The following is a 17,653-nucleotide window of genomic DNA, read 5'->3' as shown; positions in this document are numbered from 1 at the left end:
GGTGCCTTCATGACCGCGCAATCCGCGGGTCGAGGTAGGCGTAGAGCACGTCGACGATCAGATTGACGATCATGAAGCCCACGGCGAGCACCAGGATGGCACCCTGGGCCAACGGGAAGTCGCTCGAGGTGATGGCGCCCACGGCCATGCGACCGACGCCCGGCCAGGCGAACATGGTCTCGGTGACGATCGAGCCGCCGAGCAGGAAGCCGATCTGCAGGCCGACCAGGGTGACGACGGGGATCATGGCGTTGCGCAGAGCGTGGTGGATGGTGACCCGCCAGTCGGAGGCGCCCTTGGCGCGTGCCGTGCGCACATAGTCGGCTCCCAGCGTCTCGAGCAGGGAGGTGCGGGTCATGCGCGCCACCGGGCCGACGAACACGGCACCCAGCGTGACCGCCGGCAGGATGAGGCTCAGCAGTCCGGCGCCGCTCCAGATAGGACCATTGCGCCCCTGGAAGGGCAGCAGGCCGGCGCCGCCGACATGCTGGATCAGCAGCAGGCCGACCCAGAACACCGGCACCGACACGCCCATCACCGAAAGCGCCATGATGGCGCGATCGACCAGCGTGCCGCGTCGCCGCGCGGCCAGGGTGCCGAGCGCGATGCCGAGCGGTACCGCCCAGACCAGGCACGCCAGCATCAGCTCGACGGTCGGCCAGAAAGTGAGGGCGATCTCCTCCGAGACCGGCCGGTTGGAGATCATCGACCGGCCGAGATCGAGCTGCAGCACGCGGCTGAGATAGCGGGAGAACTGAACCCACAGGGGCTGGTCGAGGCCGAGCTGCTGGCGGATCGCGGCAACCTCGGCGGCCGTGGCCGTCGGACCGGCCAGCACCGTCGCCGGATCGGTCGGCACGACCTGCAGCAACAGGAAGCCGATCAGCAGCACACCCAGCAGGACCGGCAGCGAAATCATCAATCGATGGGCGATGTGTCGCGCCATAATTTGCAGTATTGCTCCCTTCCGGATTCGACACTGACCGACGCCGTGATGCTCGACAAGAGCCGTGCGGCTGGCATGATCGCAGCAAGAAATGCGCCGGGGAGCGTGGCTTATGGTTCAAGGAAAACTGAACGAACAGGCGAAGGGCGTTTTCATTATCGCCGCGACGCCCTTTACGGATGAGGGCGCCCTCGATCTCTACAGCATCGATTCATTGACCGATTTTTATTTGGGCTGTGGCGTACATGGATTCACCCTGCTGGGCATGATGGGTGAGGCGCACAAGCTCACTGCCGAAGAATCGCTCACCGTCGTCACGCGCGTGATCGCGCGGGCCCAGGGTCGGCAGGTCATTGTCGGGGCGAGCCACGCTGGCCTCGAAAACGTGCGCCGGCTCGCGCACGAAGCCATGGTCGCCGGCGCGGCCGGCGTCATGGTGGCGCCGCCACAGGGCCTCAAGGGCGACGACGGCGTCTATAACTACTACGCGCAGGTCTTCAAGGAGCTCGGTCCGGACATCCCGGTCGTCTACCAGGACTATCCGCAGACCACGGGAGTCTATCTTGCGCCGTCGGTGTTCGAGCGCCTGGTCGACGACTTCAAGCAATTGGTGATGCTGAAACACGAGGACGCGCCGGGCCTCGCCAAGCTGACGCGCGTGCGGGAGGGCGAGAAAAAGCCGGGCCGCCGGCGCGTGTCGATCCTGGTCGGCAATGGCGGCCTCTACTATCCGCAGGAGATGCAGCGCGGCGCCGACGGCGCCATGACCGGCTTCGCCTGGCCGGAGATGCTGGTGCAGGTCTACGACCTGTTTGCGGCCGGCAAGAGTAGCGAGGCGGAAGACCTCTTCGACCTCTACCTGCCGCTGGTGCGGCATGAGCAGCAACCGTCGATCGGGCTTGCCCTGCGCAAGGAGGTCCTGTTCCGCCGCGGCGCCATCCGCAGCCCCAAGCAGCGGGTGCCGGGCTCATCCTTGACGGCGACCGACCGCGCCGAGCTCGACAGTCTTACGGCGCGCTTGGAGCGCCGGCTGGCGGCGGCCGGCCGGCCGAGCCGGATCGCGGCGGAGTAGGGACATGGCCGACTATGATCTGATCGTGCGCAACGCGCGCATCGTCACGGCCGAACGGCAGACCGAGGGCGACATCGCCGTCAAGGACGGCAAGATTGCCGCTCAGGGCCACGATTTGAAGGGGACTGCGACGCGCGAGATCGATGCCGCGGGCAAGTTCGTCCTGCCGGGCGGTGTCGACAGTCACTGCCACATCGAGCAGCGCTCGGGCATGGGCGTGATGTGCGCCGACGATTTCTACACCGGCACGGTGTCGGCGGCCTTCGGCGGCACGACGACCGTCATTCCATTTGCCGCCCAGCACCGCGGCATGTCGCTGCGCCAGGTCGTGAAGGACTATCACGAGGCGGCGACGCCCAAGGCGGTGATAGACTACGCCTTCCATCTCATCATCTCGGATCCGACGGAGCAGGTGCTGGGCCAGGAGCTGCCGGCGCTGATCAAGGACGGCTACACGTCGTTCAAGATCTACATGACCTACGACGCGCTCAAGGTGAGCGACTACCAGATGCTCGATATCCTGGCGCTGGCGCGGCGCGAGGGGGCGCTGGTCATGGTGCACGCCGAGAACCACGACATGATCCAGTGGCTGGCGCATCACCTGGTCGACCAGGGCCATGTCGCGCCCAAGTTCCACGCCATCGCCCATGCAAGGGTCGCCGAGGCCGAAGCGACCAACCGGGCGATCTCGCTGGCGCGCCTGGTCGATGCGCCGCTGTTGCTGGTGCACATGTCCGAGATCGAGGCCATCGAGACCCTGCGCCAGGCGCAGAAGAAAGGCCTGAAGATCTTCGGCGAGACCTGCCCGCAATATATCGGGCTGACGGCCGACGACATGGACAAGCCCGGTGTCGAAGGCGCGATGTGGTGCTGCAGCCCGCCGCCGCGCGATTCAGCGGCACAGGAAGCGGTATGGGCCGCGCTCAAGGACGGCACGTTCCAGACCTTCTCGTCGGATCACGCACCCTACCAGTTCAACGAGAAGGGCAAGATCCCCAAGGGCGACAAGACGACCTTCAAGGAGATGGCCAACGGCGTGCCAGGCCTCGAGATCCGCTTGCCGCTGCTATTCTCCGAAGGCGTCCAGAAGGGCCGCATCACGCTGCAGCAATTCGTCGCCCTGACCTCGGCCAACCATGCCAAGCTCTACGGACTCTATCCGCGCAAGGGCACGATCGCCGTCGGTTCCGACGCCGACTTCGCTGTATGGGATCCCGACAAGGACGTCACCATCCGCTGGAAGGACCTGCACGACAATGTCGGCTACAGCCCCTACGAGGGCCGCGAGATCAAGGGCTGGCCGATCACCGTGGTGAGCCGCGGCCGCGTCGTGGTCGAAGACGGCAAGCTCAGCGCCGCACGCGGCTCGGGCCAGTTCCTGCCGTGCGCATCGCCGGACTCGGCCAAGCCGCAAGGCCAGACGGCGCCCGAATTGCAGGCGATGAGCCGCTTCGGCGCCAAGCCGCTGTTTTGAGTTTATTGTCATCCTGAGCGCAGCGAAGGATCTCGTCGCCGCTCGCCGCGGGCGCGTTGGGCTCTGGCAATGAGATCCTTCGCTGCGCTCAGGATGACCGAGAAAGAGGAGTGATGCTGTGTCCCGTCGTCTAAAGGTCTCCGCCGCCCAGCTTGGCCCGATCAATCGCGCCGACAGCCGCAAGAGCGTGGTCGCACGCCTGGTCGAGATGCTGAAGGAAGCGGACTCCCGCGGCTCTAAGTTCATCGTGTTCCCCGAGCTGGCACTCACCACCTTCTTCCCACGCTGGTGGATGGAGGACCAGGCCGAGGTCGACAAGTACTTCGAGGCGCAGATGCCGAGCCCGGAGACCTTGCCCCTGTTCGAGCTGGCGCGTTCCAAGGGCATCGGCTTCTATTTGGGTTATGCCGAGCTGACCGAGGAGGAGGGCAGCCCGCATCGCTTCAACACCTCGATCCTGGTCGGGCCGGACGGTCGTACCGTCGGCAAGTACCGCAAGGTCCATCTGCCGGGCCACGCCGAGCACCGCCCGGCAGCGCCCTACCAGCATCTCGAGAAGAAGTATTTCGAGGTCGGCGATCTCGGCTTCAACGTCTGGAAGATGTTCAAGGAGGACATCATCATCGGCCAATGCATCTGCAACGACCGGCGCTGGCCCGAGACGTTCCGCGTCATGGGGTTGAAGGGCGCCGAGATGGTGGTGCTGGGCTACAACACGCCGACCGACAACGTCTACGCGCCTAAGGAGCCGCCGTACCTGCGCGTGTTCCACCACAATCTTTCCATCCAGGCGGCCGCCTACCAGAACGGCATCTGGGTCGTGGCGACGGCCAAGGCCGGCAAGGAGGACGGCTTCAGCCTGCACGGCGGCTCGGCGATCGTCGCACCGACCGGCGAGATCGTCGCCAAGTCGACGACCGAGGAAGACGAGGTCGTGTCCTACGATTGCGACATGGAGCTCGGCGAATACATCCGCAACACCACGTTCAACTTCGCAAAGCATCGCCGGCCGGAGCACTACAAGTTGATCGTCGAGCGCACCGGCGTGAAGGTCGAGCCGAGCAACTAGAGGGTCCCGAGAGATGCAATACGCCGCTTCCGAGCTGAGTCAGCACGAACGCTACAAGGTCCTGATCTCCTTCGTGCTGCCCCGGCCGATCGCCTGGCTCACCACGATCGGTCTGACCGGGACGGTAAATGCCGCGCCGTTCAGCTTCTTCAATGTCTTTGCCGAGGATCCGCCGCTCGTCATGGTCGCCGTTAACAAGCGGCCGGACGGGCGCCTGAAAGATACCTGGATCAACATTCAGCGGACCGGCGAGTTCGTGGTCAACCTTACCGACGAGCCACTGGCGCGGGCGATGCATGATTCGAGCGGCGACTTCCCGCCCGATATCGGCGAGCCCGACTATCTTGGACTGAAGCTCGCGCCGTCGGTCGACATCGCACCGCCGCGGCTGGCCGACGCGCCATGGGCGATGGAGTGCAAGACCTGGCAGGTGTTGAACGTCAAGGACGACCGCCAGCTCATCATCGGCGAAGGCCTGCGCTTCCACATCCGCGACGAGCTGTGGGACCCCAAGGCGATGCGCGTGCACATGGAGAAGTACCATCCGATCGGTCGCATGTTCGCCGATCGCTATTGCCGGACCGACGATCGCGTCGTTTTTCCGGCAGCGGAAGGGCCAAAGAAGGCGGCTGCCGCAGATTGATCACTGACACCGTGCCGGAGGGACGGTGTAAGCTCGGCGGCAGCAAACCGCGTACGAGCAATGACCGCGCTCTCCCACGAAGACCGGCCACGCTGGCTGGCCGCGCTGCTGATGGGCCTGCTGCTCATCCTGGCCCTGCTGATCGGCTCGTGGTTCTTGCGAGCATGCGCGCCGGTCGGCCCGCTTACCAGCGTCTCCACGCATGAGACGCCGGCGCCTCCCGCGCCGGAGCCACCGCCTGATCCAACGCCGATCCTCAAGGCGTCACTTGATCACGCCGAGGCCGACGGCCAAAAGCTTCGCACCGAAGTCGCGGCGCTCGAAGCAGAGCTCAAGGCAAAGCTGGCGCAGTGCAAGCCGGTTGAACCGCCGAAGCCGGTTGCCCCACCGCCCAAGCCCGTGGAGCGCCCCAAGCCGCCACCGGTCGCTACGGCACCGCCACCGCCACCGCCGCCGTTACCCGCCGATCGCTGGGCGCAGAAGGATCTCGGGATGCTGCAGGGCTGCTGGCGCCTGGGTCGCGACACAGAGGGCAATATCGGGGTGGCCGGAGGCACGCAACGATGCGCGGTCAGGGCCGGCCGCATCTGCTTCGGCAGCAATGGCAACGGCGAGCGGCAGACGACGGCTCAGTGCCCGGGGACGGGCACCATCACCTGCACTGCGCCGATCACCGCGCGATTCGGCAACGACAATTCGCTCGGCACGACACAACCTGCCGTCCGGTGCAATCCCACTCAGACCAGCTGGAACGGTCCACCCAACAGCCTGACCTGCCGGCGCGTCAGCGACACGCTCGCGATCTGCCGCGACAGGCTGAACTTCGAGCACGAGTTCCGCCGGGAGTAGTTCGCGTCTCCTCCCCGGCTTCGCGGGGGAGGTGTCCGCGTCTTCGCGGACGGAGGGGTCATGAGCCACAATCGGGCTGCCCATGACCCCTCCGTCGCCGTAAGACGGCGACACCTCCCCAGCGAAGCTGGGGAGGAGAAGCAAAAGTTAGATAGCGCCTATGAGCGGCGCGCTCCCAGCAATGAGCTTCGCAACGCCGCCGCGGTGCGCTGGGAGGCTGCCTGGCCGGTCGATCAGGCCGACCAGCCCAGCCGGGAGCGGCCGATCGCCATCGACACCGCGGCCTGGCTCGGCTCGACGACCGGCAGGCCGACATGGCGCTGCAGGCGGTCGCGGTAGCGCGCCATGCCGGCACAGCCCATGACCACGACGTCGGCGCCGTCCTCGTCGCGCAACTCGGCGGCAACCTCGGCCATGCGGGCAAACGTCGTGGCCTCATTGGCGAGCTCGACGACGCCGAGGCCGATGGCCCGGTCGCCGGCCATGCGCTCGCTCACGCCCATCTGGCCAACATAGCGCAGGTGGCGCGGAATGGATTTGCGCAGGATGGAAATCACGCCGAAGCGCTGCCCCAGGGTGAGCGCGGTCAGGATGCCGCACTCGGCGATGCCGAGGACCGGCTTGGTGGTGAGCTCACGCGCGGCATGCAGACCGGGATCGGAATAGCAGGCGATGACGAAGGCCGAACAATCATTGTCGCGCTTCTTCACCATGTCCCCAATCGGCGCCACGACCTGCTCGACATGGGCCTGGCTTTCGATGCCGGGCGGACCTTCCTTCAGGGTGACGCATTCGATGGCCGGGCCGCCCGCCAGGCGCAGCGGCTCCATGGCGGCGTCGATGCCGCGGGTGACGGCTTCGGTGGAGTTGGGATTGATGACGAGGATGCGGTCGGACATGGCTCCCAAGATGGCCTGTAAATTGCCATTCAGCAACGCGTGTTCTACGGTGAATCCACGGGGATTTCTTGGAAGGAAGGGACTTCAGATGCTGAAACGTCGCTTGGCGGCCGTCGCGTTCGCGACGCTTATCGGAGCGGCGCCGCTCCTCGCGCAGGACAAACAGCCGCCGCTGCGCACAGGGGTCGACGGCACGTTCGCGCCGCACGCTATGCCCAAGCTGGGCGGCGGCACCGAGGGGTTCCAGATCGACGTCTTCACCGAGGCGGCGCGCCGCATGAAGCGCGACATCGTGATCGACTCGGTGAGCTTCTCGACGCTGATCCCCGGCATGCAGGCCGGCCGCTACGACTTCATCGCCGCGCCGACGACGGTGACCAAGGAGCGGGCCGAGAACATGCTGTTCACGGCGGGCTACCTGTGGACCGCCTTCCAGTTCGGCATCAAGAAGGGCACGCCGCCGATCAAGAGCTGGGAGGATCTCAAGGGCAAATCGGTGGCGGTCAACAAGGGCACGCCCTACGAGACGCTCAGCAAGGCGATGGGCGAGAAGCACGGCTTCACCGTGCAGGTCTACGATACCCAGCCCGATGCCACCCAGGCCGTTCTTTCGGGTCGCGCCTATGCCACCCTGGGCGGCAACACCACCATCGTCTTCGCCGCCTCGAAGAATCCGCAGTTCGTCGCCGACCTCGAGCTCAAGGACACGCGCGCCCACTGGGCCGCGCCCGTCCCGAAGAACAATCCCAAGCTTCGTGCCGAGCTTCAGGACGCGCTCGACTGCATGAAGAAGGACGGCACCATGGCCAAGTTCTACGAGAAGTGGTTCAACAAGAAGCCGGAAGCCGACGATCTCGCCGTCGTCATCACGCCAGGTTACGGCGTGCCGGGCATGCCAGGCTACGATCCGACGCCGCACGAGCTGAAGTGTGGCTGAACCGATCGTCGCCGCGCGCGACATCCACAAGCATTTCGGCATCCTTCATGTCCTGAAGGGGGTCGATCTCACGGTGGCCGAGCGCGAGCTGGTGTTCGTCATCGGGCCGTCGGGCTCGGGCAAATCGACGTTGCTGCGCTGCCTCAACCGGCTGGAGGAGCCGTCCTCCGGTTCGGTCGTGGTCGACGGCATCGATATGCTCGACCCGCGCACCGACATCAACCATGCCCGCCAGCGCATCGGAATGGTATTCCAGTCGTTCAATCTCTATCCGCATATGACGGCTTTGGGCAACGTGACCTTGGCGCTGCGCAAGGTGGTGGGCAAGTCGCGCGCCGAGGCCGACGAGCTGGGTCTCGCAGCCTTGAAGCGCGTCGGCCTGGTCGACCGCGCCGGCCACACGCCGGGGCAACTCTCGGGCGGCCAGCAGCAGCGCGTCGCCATCGCACGCGCGATCGCGCTCGAGCCGCGCGTCATGCTGTTCGACGAGCCGACCTCGGCGCTCGATCCGGAGCTGGTCGGCTCGGTGCTCGAGGTCATGCGCGACCTGCGCCAGAGCGGCATGACCATGATCGTGGTCAGCCACGAGATGGGCTTCGCCCGCAACGCAGCCGACCGCGTGGTGTTCATGGATCACGGCCTGATCGTGGAGCAGGGGCCGCCCGCCGCCATCTTCGAGAGCCCGACCCAGGACCGCACCCGCGCCTTCATCGGCCAGATCCAGCGGCATTGATGGCCTTGCACTTCGTGAAGCGAATGCGCGTCTCTCTTGTCATCCTGAGCGCAGCGAAGGATCTCATCGCCAGTTGCCATGGGCGTTCTGTGGGCCTTCTGGCGATGAGATCCTTCGCTGCGCTCAGGATGACGGAGTGGGGCAAGTCCGCTGGCCGCGCGCCATGAGCACCTGGGATCGCTTCGTCGACACCTTCTTCAATGCGAAGGTGATGCTGAAATACTACCCCGACATCCTGTCGGGGATGGTGGTCACCATCGAGCTCGCCGTGCTGATCGTGATCAGCGGCCTGCTCGCCGGCCTGGTGCTGGCGCTGTTGCGGGCGCTGGCGATCCGGCCGCTCAACTGGCTGATCATCTTCATTGTCGACCTGTTCCGCTCGCTGCCGCCGCTGGTCATCATCGTGCTGATCTATTTCGGCCTGCCGGCGGCGGGGCTGTCGCCTTCCGGATTCGTGTCGACATGGCTGTCGCTCGCCTTCGTGTTGATGGCCTTCTCCGAGGAGATCTTCTGGGCCGGCATTACCTCGATCCCGCGCGGCCAGTGGGAGGCGTCGCGCTCGACCGGGTTGTCGTTCTGGCAGACCCTGATCAACGTCATCCTGCCGCAGGCGTTGCGGCTCACCATCCCGCCGCTCACCAACCGCACCATCGCCATCACCAAGGGCACGGCGCTGGGCACGGTCGTGGCGGTCACCGAGATCCTGGGGCAGGCGAGCTCGGCGGTGTCCAACTCATACAACCCGTCGCCGCTGATGATGGGAGCCGCCGCCTACATCATCCTGTTCCTGCCGGTGGTGGTCGCGGCGCGCTGGATCGAGACGAAGTTCGCGTGGAAGCGATGATCGAGACCTTTCTCAATCCCGAGATCATCGCTGCGATCTGGCCAATCGTGCTGGCCGGCCTGTGGAACACCGTCGTGCTGTCGCTGATCGTGGTGCCGCTCGGCCTGCTGGGTGGCCTGATGCTCGCGCTGCTCGCCACCATCCATCATCCGCTGGTGCGCTGGCCGTTGATGGCCTGGGTGGACTTCTTCCGCGCCTTTCCGCCGCTGGTGCTGCTGATCCTGCTGTTCGCGGGCCTGCCCTTCGCCGGCCTGGAACTCGGCGGCTTCGCCTGCGTCGCCATAGCCTTCTTCCTCAACACCGGCGCCTACTACGGCGAGATCTTTCGCGCCGGCATCGAGTCGGTGCCGGCCGGTCAGGTCGAGGCGGGGCGCTCAACCGGGCTCAGCCGTCTGCAGGCGATGACCTACATTGTGCTGCCCCAGGCCGTCCGAAACGTCCTGCCCGACCTCTTGTCCAACACCCTCGAGGTGGTGAAGCTCACGTCGCTCGGCAGCGTCGTCGCCGTTCCCGAGCTGCTGTTCCAGGCCCGCCAGGCGCAGAGCGTGACCTACAGCCCTACGCCGATCGTGCTGGCGGCCATCGTCTATTTCCTGCTGCTCTGGCCGCTGGTCCGCCTGCTGAGCCGCCTGGAGAACCGGGCACTCGCTGGGCGACGCTGACCGCGCAGCAGACGCTCGCGCGAGCCAGGCGCAAGTGCAAGGATGGACATCAACAACACGATCCGGTCGTTCGCCGAGATCGCGATATGGGAGGAGCGTCCATGAGCCTGTTTGGCCGACTCGTTGCCGCGTTTGCCTTTGCCCTCGTCGTCTCGCCGCTGGCCGCCCAGACCAACTGGCCGGACAAACCCGTCAAGCTGGTGGTCGGCTTCACCGCCGGCAGCGCCACCGACGTCAGCGGCCGGATATTCGCCCACAAGTTTGCCGAGATGTGGGGGCAACCGGTCGTGGTCGAGAACGTGCCCGGGAACTCCGGCGCCATTGGCACCGACCGCGTGGCCAAGGCCGTCCCTGACGGCTACACGCTGTTGTGGTCCGGCAATGCCGCCATTACCATCCTGCCCAGCCTGCAGAAGCTGCCGTTCGATCCGTTGAAGGATCTGGCGCCGATCAGCACCACCCTGGTCACCTCGAGCATCCTCATGGTGAACAACGACCTGCCAGTGAAGTCGCTCGCCGACTTGATCGCCTATGCCAAGGCCAACCCGGCCAAGTTGAGCTACGGCTCGCCCGGCGTCGGCACGCCGCAGCACGTCGCCGGCGAATTGCTGAGCAGCCTTGCCGGCATCAAGATGGAGCACATTCCCTATCGCGGCGCCAACCTCACCGACGTCATGAGCGGTGTCGTGCCGGTCGGAATCCAGAACGCCGGTGCCGCCATGCCGTTCGTCAATGATGGCCGGGTGCGCGGGCTCGCCATCACCGCCCAGAAGCGCGCGGCGGGCGCGCCGAACCTGCCGACGGTGGCGGAGCAGGGGTTCCCCGGCTTCGAGGCGATCTCGTGGTTCGCCCTGATGGCGCCGGCCGGCACGCCCAAGCCGATCCTCGACAAGATCCGTGCCGATGCGCTCAAGGTTCTGGCTGATCCGGAGATCCAGAAGAAGTTCCTGGCGATCGGCCTCGAGGTCGTCGGCAGCACCGCCGAGGAAACCCGCGCCGCCATCGTCGCCGACATCCCGAAGTGGGAGAAGGTGATCAAGGACGCCAACATCAAAGTGGGCAACTGAGCATGGTCGACTTCAAGCGGCTTGCGAAAGCACTGGACGGCAGTCCGGCCCTGCAACGGCGGGCCGAGCTCGCCAACCTGTCATTGACCGTGAGGAGCGGCGACGATTTGGTCGGCGTGCGGATCGGCGACGGCATCGCGGTGAGCCTGGGCGCGGCGCCAGCCGCGGCCTTCGGCCTCGCCGCTGCCCCAGGCACGTGGGCCGAGTTCGCCAAGCCCGTCCCGCCGGTAGGATTCCAGAGCCTCGTCGGCATGCAGCGCCTCGGGCACATGACCATCGACGGCGACGTGCTGGCCTGGGGCCGCAACCTGTTGTTCCTCGAGCAGGTGTTTGCCGTGCTGCGGCCGGAGGCGGCCTCTGATTCGGTGGCGCCGGTCGGCGTGCCGGTCATCGAGCCAATCATCGGCCGCTATCTGCGGCTCGACTTCCACGGCAAGCCGCACCGGCTCTACTTCGAGGAAGCAGGGCAGGGCATTCCCCTGCTGTGCCTGCACACCGCGGGCTCCGATGGTCGGCAGTATCGCGCGCTGCTGAACGATGCCGACATCACGCGGCGCTATCGCGTCATTGCCTTCGACCTGCCGTGGCACGGCAAGTCATCGCCGCCGCCCGGCTTCGAGCACGAGGCCTACCAACTCACGACCGACGGCTATGTCGACATCGTCATGGCGGTGTCGCGCGCCCTGAGGCTCGATCGTCCGGTGGTCATGGGATGCTCGATCGGCGGCCGGGCGGTGCTGCATCTGGCCCTGCGGCACGGCGCGTATTTCCGGGCGGCGATCGGCCTGCAGTCGGCGACGCATGCCGATGCCGGCGCTGACACAAGGCTGCGCGATCTCGGCTTCATGTTCCGGCCCGACGTGCACGGCCAGGAAGCGGCTGCGGGCACGGTCGCCTGCCTGATCGCGCCGACGGCGCCCGTCGCCGACCGATGGGAGACCCTGTGGCACTACATGCAAGGTGGTCCGTCGGTCTTCCTGGGCGACATCCACTACTACTTCACGGACGGCGATCTGCGTAACGCGGCGCTCGACGCGCTCGATGCCAAGTGCCCCCTCTATCTGTTGACCGGCGAGTACGACCTCTCGGCGACGCCTGAGCTCACGGCCGAGGTCGCGCGCATCACCAAGGCGCGGCACTTCGAGGTGATGCGCGGCATGGGGCACTTTCCCATGTCGGAGAGCCCGGTCGAGTTCCGCCGCTATCTCCTGCCGATTCTCGATCGTATCATCGCCGAGGCGCCAGCCTAGCGCTCTTCGACCATGCGCCCGTCGGGATAGATGATGACCCGGCTGGGCACGCCGTCGCGCCGGGTTTCTGCCTTCCACGAGCCGTTGTTCTGCGGCGTGATCCGCTGCACGCGATAGCCTTGCGATTCGACACGATCGCGCGAGAGCGACTCGGTATTGGGATAGCGATTGCCGTAGGACGCCGAGGGGGCCGGCGAGGGGTTCGACGGCGCCGGCATCGTGGGCGGCGGCGGCAGGGCGCCGGGCGACATCGTGTCGGGAATGCGTCCGCCATTGCCGACCGAGCCGGGTGCCAATTGGGCCATTGCCGGGCTGCTCAAAAGGGCCATTGCAACCATGGCAAGGAGAGTGGTTCGCATGCGAGTGATATGGGCCACCGGCGGGAGCGTCACAAGGGACGCCGGTCGGCCAGAGCGCCACAGGAGTGGCGCGCTCCCAGCCGGGACCCGGACGCTGTATACTGGCCCCGATGTCCGGCAGATCCATTCTCAATGCGATCGCCGTCGGCTGCTGGCTGTTTGCCTCGGTCGTGGCCTTCATGATCGTGGCTTACACGAGCTTCTTCGGCGTCGGCGTGATCGGCCTGGTGATCTGGTTCGTCAGCACGCGCGTCGATCTGGAGCAGGACGGCGCGGTCGGAGCCGGCGCGTCACCCGGCTTCCTTGCCCAACAGGTCAGGACGCAGGCCGAGATGTCGCGGGCGGAGCGGGCGGCACGGCGCGGGCAGCGGCTGCTGGAGGCTCAATCCGCACGCTTCTTCAAGTATCTCGGCATGGTCCTGACGGTCGGCGGCTTCGCCGGCTTCTGGTTCTTCCAGCTCTAAGCCTGCCGGACGCTCGATCGGCTACTTCCTGCCGACGCAGTCGGCGTAGGTCACCGCGCGGTTGGCGCCTTCCTCGACGAAAGCGGTGTCGCCCTTGCTCCAGAAGACGAACGACTCGTCCGGGTTGGCATAGCGGATGCCGGAACCCGACAGCGTCTGCGGCAGGGTGAGCTTCTTGCCGTCGGCCAGGGTCAGGACGACATGGCCGCCGGGAATCGGCGCGCCACTGGGCGCGGTGCGCGTCGGGCCGGTGAAGTACTCGGCTGTCAGCGTTCGTCCCTGCGCGCATGCGTAGCGCACGGTGCTCACCGGGGCGGCGGGCTGCGCCCATGCCGAGCCGATGAGCAGCAGCGGCAATGCCATACTGCCGATTGTTGTGCGGAGCACGGAAACCTCCTCGCATTTGGACAGGCGTGCTCGCATTGCTATGTATCTGAACCATCAACATCAAGCCTGTGAGAACCGCGTTCATGAGCCTCGAGTCCGTCCGCGCCTTCCTCGCCCAGCATGCGCCCGACATCTCGATCGTCGAGCTCGACGGCAGCACCGCCACCGTGGCGCTGGCGGCAGCCGGGCTGGGCGTCGCGCCGGCGCAGATCGCCAAAACCCTGTCGCTGCGCGTCAAGGACCGCAACCTGCTGCTGGTGACCGGCGGCGAGGCCCGCCTGGACAACAAGAAGGCCAAAGCGGTGCTCGGCGGCAAGCCGAGGATGCTGACGGCGGACGAGGTGACGGCGATCACCGGCCATCCGGTGGGTGGCGTCTGTCCGTTCGGCTTGGCGGCGTCGCTGCCGATCTATTGCGACATCTCGCTCAAGGCCTTCGACGACGTCTATCCGGCGGCAGGCTCGATCAGCAGCGCGCTGCGCATCAGCCCGGCGCGCCTGGCCGAGCTGGTCGGGGCGGAGTGGGTCGACGTCTGCGGCTAGGTCACGCGCTGTTGCGCCTGCCCCAGCGTTCCAGGTAGTCGACGCAGAACGCCAGGTCCGTGACGTCGACATAGCGCCGGCCGATGTCGCGCAGGTTGTCGTGATGCGGACCTTCCTCGATGTCGCCGACGCAATCCTCCGGCACCAGGGTGCGGAAACGGTGGCTGAAGCTGTCGAGCGCGGTGCCGCGGATGCATCCCGAGGTGTTGCAGCCCGTCACGATCATCGTGTCGACCCGCTCCTTCATGAAGTAGTTGGCGACGCCGGTCTCGAAGAAGATGGACGGGCCCTTCTTGGTGACCTTGAGATCATAGGACGGCTCGTAGATGCGCGGATCGAGCGCCGTGCTGGGATGGTCGTGCAGGAAGGTCTGCTTGACCGCCGTGATCTTCCAGTAAGGCATTTCGCGCTCGTTCATGTAGGCGGTGTTGCACACCGCGACTGGAACGCCGACCTGACGGGCGACCTTCAGGAGTTTCGCCGTGTTCTCGACGGCCCGCAGGACCAGCGGTGCCCCGCCGAGCGGATATTGCGGATCGGTGAAACCGAGCTGGAAGTCGACCACCACGATCCCGGGTTTTTCGCCCGTGCCGACCGAGATCTCGCCATAGCTGCGTCGTGCATAATCGTCGTCGGTCATGTCACTTCTCCTGGGCGGTAACCGTGGCCCTTCCGGCTCACCCGAGCAACGGGTGGAAACGCCGCGTGATCGGGATCACCACGACGCTGGTGCCGGGGCGCTTCAAGGCTTCGCCGACCGCTGCGGTGGCGTCGTCCGCCGTCCGGGCCAGCGCCGCGGGCGCGCCGTAGCCCCTGGCCAGCGACACGATGTCGATACCGGGAATGTCGAGGCCTGGTACGTGGGGGGTCTTCTCGAGCTCGGCGAAGGATTTCAGGATGGCGTACTCGTCATTTTGAAATACGACGTACACCGACTTCACCTTTTGCTGGACGGCGCTGTACAGGCTTTGCACCGAGTACTGGAAGGAGCCGTCGCCCATCAGCACCACAACCGGCCGGTTTCGACCGCTGTCGCGTTCCGCCAGGGCCAGTCCGACAGCCGCCGGCATGCCCCACCCAAGGCCGCCCGAGGCGAAGGTGTAGAAACTGTCGGGTTGGTCGATGCGGAAGATGTCCTGCATCTCGGGCACGTTGGAGGGCGACTCCTCGACGAGGACGAAATCGGTGGGACAGGCCCGGCGCACCGCACTCATGGCCGCGGCGGCAGAGAGGGGCAGGCTCTCGAGATTGCCCGGCTTGGCGGCCGGCCGCAGCGCTGTCGCGGCGGCCCTGGGAGTTGGGCTGCGGATCAATGGCAGCAGCGTCTCAAGGAACAGGCGGCTGTCGCTCAGCAGGCTGTCGCCGACCGGCGCCTTGGCCGAGGCCTCGGGGTCGTCCGTGACTTGCAGCAATGGCACGCCGGGCGGCAGGTAGCGCCCAGCCACGAACGGGTAGTAGCGGAAGACGGGTGCCCCGACGACCACGACCAGGTCGTGGCCGGCCAGCCTCTGCTCTACCGGTCCGATGGCCGCGGGCAGGGTGCCGGCGTGCAGCCGATGGGTTTCCGGGAAGGGCGTGCGCTCGGCGAAGGGGGCGGTCCAGACCGGCGCCCCGAGGCGCTCGGCGAGCGCAATGCCGGCCTGCCAGCCTTGGCTGCGAGCGATGTCGGAACCATAGACCAGGACCGGGCGGACGCTGGCCTCGATGCGGCGGGCGAACTCTGCCAAGCGATCCGGGTCCGGCCCGACGCGGCTAGCGACTGTCCGCGGCGCGATGCCCTCGACCATCGCCTCGGGCATTTCCTTATCCCAATCGTCGAGCGGCAGCGACAGGAATACCGGGCCCGCCGGCGGTTGCAGCGCCGTCGCGTAGGCTCGCATGAAGGCGGCCGGCACGTCCTGGGCGCGGGCTGGTTCGTAGCTCCATTTCACCCACGGCCGCGGCATGTTGACGGCGTCTATGTTGGTCAGCAACGGCTCGAGCAACATCATGTCACGCGTCTGCTGGCCGGCCGTGACGACCAGGGGCGTCTTGTTCAGGTAGGCGGTCAAAAGACAGCCCATGGCATTGCCCAGGCCGGCTGCCGTGTGGACGTTGACGATCACCGGCTTGCGCAGACCCTGGGACAAGCCGTCGGCGATGCCGACCACGCTGGCTTCCTGGAGAGCCAGCACGTAGCGGAAGTCATCGGGAAAGTCCTTGAGGAAGGTTTCCTCGGTCGATCCCGGATTGCCGACAATGGTCGTCAAGCCGAGCTGCCGCAGCAGCCCATAGGTCACGTCCTTGACGGTGCGCATGTCGCCTCCGTTTGCCGGGCCAGTGCAGGTTTCTATAGCCCCGTTGCGCGATTGGGCAACAAAAAGGCCCGCCCCGGCGGAGACGGGGCGGGCCAAATCGTGCGTGCGCGTGGACGGCGGCTCAGCGGGCCTCGCTCACGTTGCCCTGGCCGTCGAGGACGACCGATACAGGCGCATTCTGGCCATTGCGGGCTACGGCATGCCAAGTGCCGTCGGCGGCGCGGCTGACGCCGCGCACGCCGGTGTAACCGCTCTTCTCGATCTGTGTGCGCGCCACTGCCGTGGCAACCGTGACGGTCGGCTCGCTGCGCGCACCGAGCCCATCAGCCTGCACCGGCGCGCGCGGCGCCGAGTTTCCGCCATAGGGGGAGCGCGGCCAAGCCTCCTGGGCGCTCGCAGCGCTGGCCGAAGCAAGGATCAACAGAACGGCGAGGAGGGGACGATTCATCATTTGATACTCCTTGTACAAAACGTCCTTGCGGACGCCCGCGATCCTGAGCAGCAATGAGGCTGCTTTGTGTCAGAAGGCTGCGCCGATCTGTCCCGCTGCATCAACCGTGCTGCAATCGGCCATCTAGGCCGCCGCGACGCCGATCAGCGACTCGTGCAGCCACAGGATGGCGAAGTACGCGAACGTGCCGATCACCACCACGATGACGTCGTTGCGGCCAAAACGGGCGACCGCCGGAGCGCCGGCATCGCCGCGACGCTTGACGGCGATGCGGTCGTAGATCGCCCAGGCGAGCAATCCTCCGAACAGCAGCATCGAGCCGAGATCGCCGTTGACCAGAAGGTGCGAGAGCGCCCATGCCTTGACGGCGACCAGCATGGGATGACGCAGGATGGACTTGATGCGGCTCGGCGGCGCATAGGTCGCGACCAAGGCCACCAGGGCAAACCACAACAGGACAAGGGCGATGGGGTGGAACAGCGCCCAAGGTGGAGTCCACACGGGGATGTAACCGGCGGCGCGGTAACGGCCGAACCCCCAGATGATCAGCAGCAGGCCTGCCAAGGCGATCATGGAATACAGACCCTTGTAGGGTCCTTCGCCGAGGCGCCCGATGATCGCTGCCCGCGTCGGGCGCAAGATGGTGAGGCTGTGGATGCCGATGAACAGCAGCAAGCCGAGGATGAGGATACCCATGGTTCAGCCTAC

The 17,653-nt window shown here is 66.3% G+C and carries 21 protein-coding genes; 13 read left to right on the top strand and 8 right to left on the bottom strand.

Annotated features, from left to right (window positions below; genetic code table 11):
- Positions 1–7 precede the first annotated feature (7 nt).
- A complete protein-coding gene (locus ACILR9_RS04350; RefSeq protein WP_395708670.1) occupies positions 8–946 on the bottom strand; it encodes an ABC transporter permease in 939 nt (312 codons plus the stop codon).
- Between the two features lie 112 nt (positions 947–1,058).
- On the opposite strand from ACILR9_RS04350, the gene ACILR9_RS04345 reads away from it, so the two are divergent.
- From ACILR9_RS04345 to ACILR9_RS04325, 5 genes are all read left to right on the top strand, one after another.
- On the top strand, positions 1,059–2,018 hold the full coding sequence (locus ACILR9_RS04345; RefSeq protein ID WP_395708669.1) for a dihydrodipicolinate synthase family protein: 960 nt from the start codon (positions 1,059–1,061) through the stop codon (positions 2,016–2,018).
- Positions 2,019–2,022: 4 nt separating this feature from the next.
- A complete protein-coding gene (gene hydA / locus ACILR9_RS04340; protein ID WP_395708668.1) occupies positions 2,023–3,492 on the top strand; it encodes a dihydropyrimidinase in 1,470 nt (489 codons plus the stop codon).
- A gap of 118 nt (positions 3,493–3,610) precedes the next feature.
- Positions 3,611–4,561 carry an N-carbamoyl-D-amino-acid hydrolase gene (locus ACILR9_RS04335; RefSeq protein WP_395708667.1) on the top strand — a complete coding sequence of 317 codons (951 nt, stop codon included), beginning with the start codon at positions 3,611–3,613 and terminating at the stop codon, positions 4,559–4,561.
- 13 nt (positions 4,562–4,574) lie between these two features.
- Positions 4,575–5,204: a flavin reductase family protein gene (locus ACILR9_RS04330; RefSeq protein WP_395708666.1), complete on the top strand. Its 630-nt coding sequence runs from the start codon at positions 4,575–4,577 to the stop codon at positions 5,202–5,204.
- A gap of 60 nt (positions 5,205–5,264) precedes the next feature.
- The gene (locus tag ACILR9_RS04325) at positions 5,265–6,053 is read left to right on the top strand and encodes a hypothetical protein (RefSeq protein ID WP_395708665.1); all 789 of its coding nucleotides are present in this window, start codon (positions 5,265–5,267) and stop codon (positions 6,051–6,053) included.
- 233 nt (positions 6,054–6,286) lie between these two features.
- Here the strand turns inward: ACILR9_RS04325 and ACILR9_RS04320 are convergent, their stop codons facing one another.
- Positions 6,287–6,952, bottom strand: a complete 666-nt coding sequence (locus ACILR9_RS04320; RefSeq protein ID WP_395708664.1) for an aspartate/glutamate racemase family protein — start codon at positions 6,950–6,952, stop codon at positions 6,287–6,289.
- A gap of 88 nt (positions 6,953–7,040) precedes the next feature.
- Here ACILR9_RS04320 and ACILR9_RS04315 point away from each other — a divergent pair, with 88 nt between their 5' ends.
- The 6 genes from ACILR9_RS04315 (at position 7,041) to ACILR9_RS04290 (ending at position 12,445) form a co-directional block, all read left to right on the top strand.
- A complete protein-coding gene (locus tag ACILR9_RS04315; RefSeq protein ID WP_395708663.1) occupies positions 7,041–7,889 on the top strand; it encodes a transporter substrate-binding domain-containing protein in 849 nt (282 codons plus the stop codon).
- Positions 7,882–8,622, top strand: coding sequence for an amino acid ABC transporter ATP-binding protein (locus tag ACILR9_RS04310; protein ID WP_395708662.1), 741 nt, complete (start codon positions 7,882–7,884; stop codon positions 8,620–8,622). Before ACILR9_RS04315 ends, ACILR9_RS04310 begins: the two co-directional genes overlap by 8 nt.
- A 136-nt stretch (positions 8,623–8,758) precedes the next feature.
- Positions 8,759–9,466: an amino acid ABC transporter permease gene (locus tag ACILR9_RS04305; protein ID WP_395708661.1), complete on the top strand. Its 708-nt coding sequence runs from the start codon at positions 8,759–8,761 to the stop codon at positions 9,464–9,466.
- Positions 9,463–10,128: an amino acid ABC transporter permease gene (locus ACILR9_RS04300; RefSeq protein ID WP_395708796.1), complete on the top strand. Its 666-nt coding sequence runs from the start codon at positions 9,463–9,465 to the stop codon at positions 10,126–10,128. The genes ACILR9_RS04305 and ACILR9_RS04300 overlap by 4 nt, the downstream gene beginning before the upstream one ends.
- A gap of 101 nt (positions 10,129–10,229) precedes the next feature.
- Complete coding sequence (locus ACILR9_RS04295; protein ID WP_395708660.1) at positions 10,230–11,195, top strand: Bug family tripartite tricarboxylate transporter substrate binding protein; 966 nt, start codon at positions 10,230–10,232, stop codon at positions 11,193–11,195.
- 2 nt (positions 11,196–11,197) lie between these two features.
- Complete coding sequence (locus ACILR9_RS04290; RefSeq protein ID WP_395708659.1) at positions 11,198–12,445, top strand: alpha/beta fold hydrolase; 1,248 nt, start codon at positions 11,198–11,200, stop codon at positions 12,443–12,445.
- On the opposite strand, the gene ACILR9_RS04285 is transcribed toward ACILR9_RS04290, so the two are convergent.
- Positions 12,442–12,750, bottom strand: a complete 309-nt coding sequence (locus tag ACILR9_RS04285; protein WP_395708658.1) for a hypothetical protein — start codon at positions 12,748–12,750, stop codon at positions 12,442–12,444. The two genes, ACILR9_RS04290 and ACILR9_RS04285, sit on opposite strands and share 4 nt — an antisense overlap.
- Positions 12,751–12,914: 164 nt before the next feature.
- On the opposite strand from ACILR9_RS04285, the gene ACILR9_RS04280 reads away from it, so the two are divergent.
- On the top strand, positions 12,915–13,268 hold the full coding sequence (locus ACILR9_RS04280) for a hypothetical protein (RefSeq protein ID WP_395708657.1): 354 nt from the start codon (positions 12,915–12,917) through the stop codon (positions 13,266–13,268).
- Positions 13,269–13,289: 21 nt separating this feature from the next.
- On the opposite strand, the gene ACILR9_RS04275 is transcribed toward ACILR9_RS04280, so the two are convergent.
- The gene (locus ACILR9_RS04275) at positions 13,290–13,655 is read right to left on the bottom strand and encodes an MliC family protein (protein ID WP_395708656.1); all 366 of its coding nucleotides are present in this window, start codon (positions 13,653–13,655) and stop codon (positions 13,290–13,292) included.
- Positions 13,656–13,738: 83 nt separating this feature from the next.
- On the opposite strand from ACILR9_RS04275, the gene ACILR9_RS04270 reads away from it, so the two are divergent.
- Positions 13,739–14,197 (top strand): YbaK/EbsC family protein, encoded by a 459-nt coding sequence (locus ACILR9_RS04270; RefSeq protein WP_395708655.1) that lies wholly within the window; start codon positions 13,739–13,741, stop codon positions 14,195–14,197.
- Position 14,198: 1 nt separating this feature from the next.
- Here ACILR9_RS04270 and ACILR9_RS04265 read toward each other — a convergent pair whose 3' ends face one another.
- From ACILR9_RS04265 to ACILR9_RS04250, 4 genes are all read right to left on the bottom strand, one after another.
- Positions 14,199–14,837, bottom strand: a complete 639-nt coding sequence (locus ACILR9_RS04265; RefSeq protein ID WP_395708654.1) for an isochorismatase family protein — start codon at positions 14,835–14,837, stop codon at positions 14,199–14,201.
- Positions 14,838–14,874: 37 nt separating this feature from the next.
- Positions 14,875–16,494, bottom strand: a complete 1,620-nt coding sequence (mdlC, locus tag ACILR9_RS04260) for a benzoylformate decarboxylase (RefSeq protein ID WP_395708653.1) — start codon at positions 16,492–16,494, stop codon at positions 14,875–14,877.
- Positions 16,495–16,615: 121 nt separating this feature from the next.
- A complete protein-coding gene (locus ACILR9_RS04255) occupies positions 16,616–16,945 on the bottom strand; it encodes a hypothetical protein (RefSeq protein WP_395708652.1) in 330 nt (109 codons plus the stop codon).
- A gap of 123 nt (positions 16,946–17,068) precedes the next feature.
- Positions 17,069–17,641: an NnrU family protein gene (locus tag ACILR9_RS04250; protein WP_395708651.1), complete on the bottom strand. Its 573-nt coding sequence runs from the start codon at positions 17,639–17,641 to the stop codon at positions 17,069–17,071.
- Between the last annotated feature and the right edge of the window lie 12 nt (positions 17,642–17,653).

Origin of the sequence: Reyranella sp. (assembly GCF_044224635.1) — a bacterium.
Lineage (GTDB): Bacteria > Pseudomonadota > Alphaproteobacteria > Reyranellales > Reyranellaceae > Reyranella.
This window is presented reverse-complemented; position numbering and strand designations above follow the sequence as displayed.

Coding starts and splice junctions, on each gene's coding strand:
- ACILR9_RS04350 (WP_395708670.1), bottom strand. CDS start 946: ATGGCGCGACACATCGCCCATCGATTGATGATTTCGCTGCCGGTCCTG.
- ACILR9_RS04345 (WP_395708669.1), top strand. CDS start 1,059: ATGGTTCAAGGAAAACTGAACGAACAGGCGAAGGGCGTTTTCATTATC.
- hydA (WP_395708668.1), top strand. CDS start 2,023: ATGGCCGACTATGATCTGATCGTGCGCAACGCGCGCATCGTCACGGCC.
- ACILR9_RS04330 (WP_395708666.1), top strand. CDS start 4,575: ATGCAATACGCCGCTTCCGAGCTGAGTCAGCACGAACGCTACAAGGTC.
- ACILR9_RS04325 (WP_395708665.1), top strand. CDS start 5,265: ATGACCGCGCTCTCCCACGAAGACCGGCCACGCTGGCTGGCCGCGCTG.
- ACILR9_RS04320 (WP_395708664.1), bottom strand. CDS start 6,952: ATGTCCGACCGCATCCTCGTCATCAATCCCAACTCCACCGAAGCCGTC.
- ACILR9_RS04315 (WP_395708663.1), top strand. CDS start 7,041: ATGCTGAAACGTCGCTTGGCGGCCGTCGCGTTCGCGACGCTTATCGGA.
- ACILR9_RS04300 (WP_395708796.1), top strand. CDS start 9,463: ATGATCGAGACCTTTCTCAATCCCGAGATCATCGCTGCGATCTGGCCA.
- ACILR9_RS04295 (WP_395708660.1), top strand. CDS start 10,230: ATGAGCCTGTTTGGCCGACTCGTTGCCGCGTTTGCCTTTGCCCTCGTC.
- ACILR9_RS04290 (WP_395708659.1), top strand. CDS start 11,198: ATGGTCGACTTCAAGCGGCTTGCGAAAGCACTGGACGGCAGTCCGGCC.
- ACILR9_RS04285 (WP_395708658.1), bottom strand. CDS start 12,750: ATGGCCCAATTGGCACCCGGCTCGGTCGGCAATGGCGGACGCATTCCC.
- ACILR9_RS04280 (WP_395708657.1), top strand. CDS start 12,915: ATGTCCGGCAGATCCATTCTCAATGCGATCGCCGTCGGCTGCTGGCTG.
- ACILR9_RS04270 (WP_395708655.1), top strand. CDS start 13,739: ATGAGCCTCGAGTCCGTCCGCGCCTTCCTCGCCCAGCATGCGCCCGAC.
- ACILR9_RS04265 (WP_395708654.1), bottom strand. CDS start 14,837: ATGACCGACGACGATTATGCACGACGCAGCTATGGCGAGATCTCGGTC.
- mdlC (WP_395708653.1), bottom strand. CDS start 16,494: ATGCGCACCGTCAAGGACGTGACCTATGGGCTGCTGCGGCAGCTCGGC.
- ACILR9_RS04255 (WP_395708652.1), bottom strand. CDS start 16,945: ATGATGAATCGTCCCCTCCTCGCCGTTCTGTTGATCCTTGCTTCGGCC.
- ACILR9_RS04250 (WP_395708651.1), bottom strand. CDS start 17,641: ATGGGTATCCTCATCCTCGGCTTGCTGCTGTTCATCGGCATCCACAGC.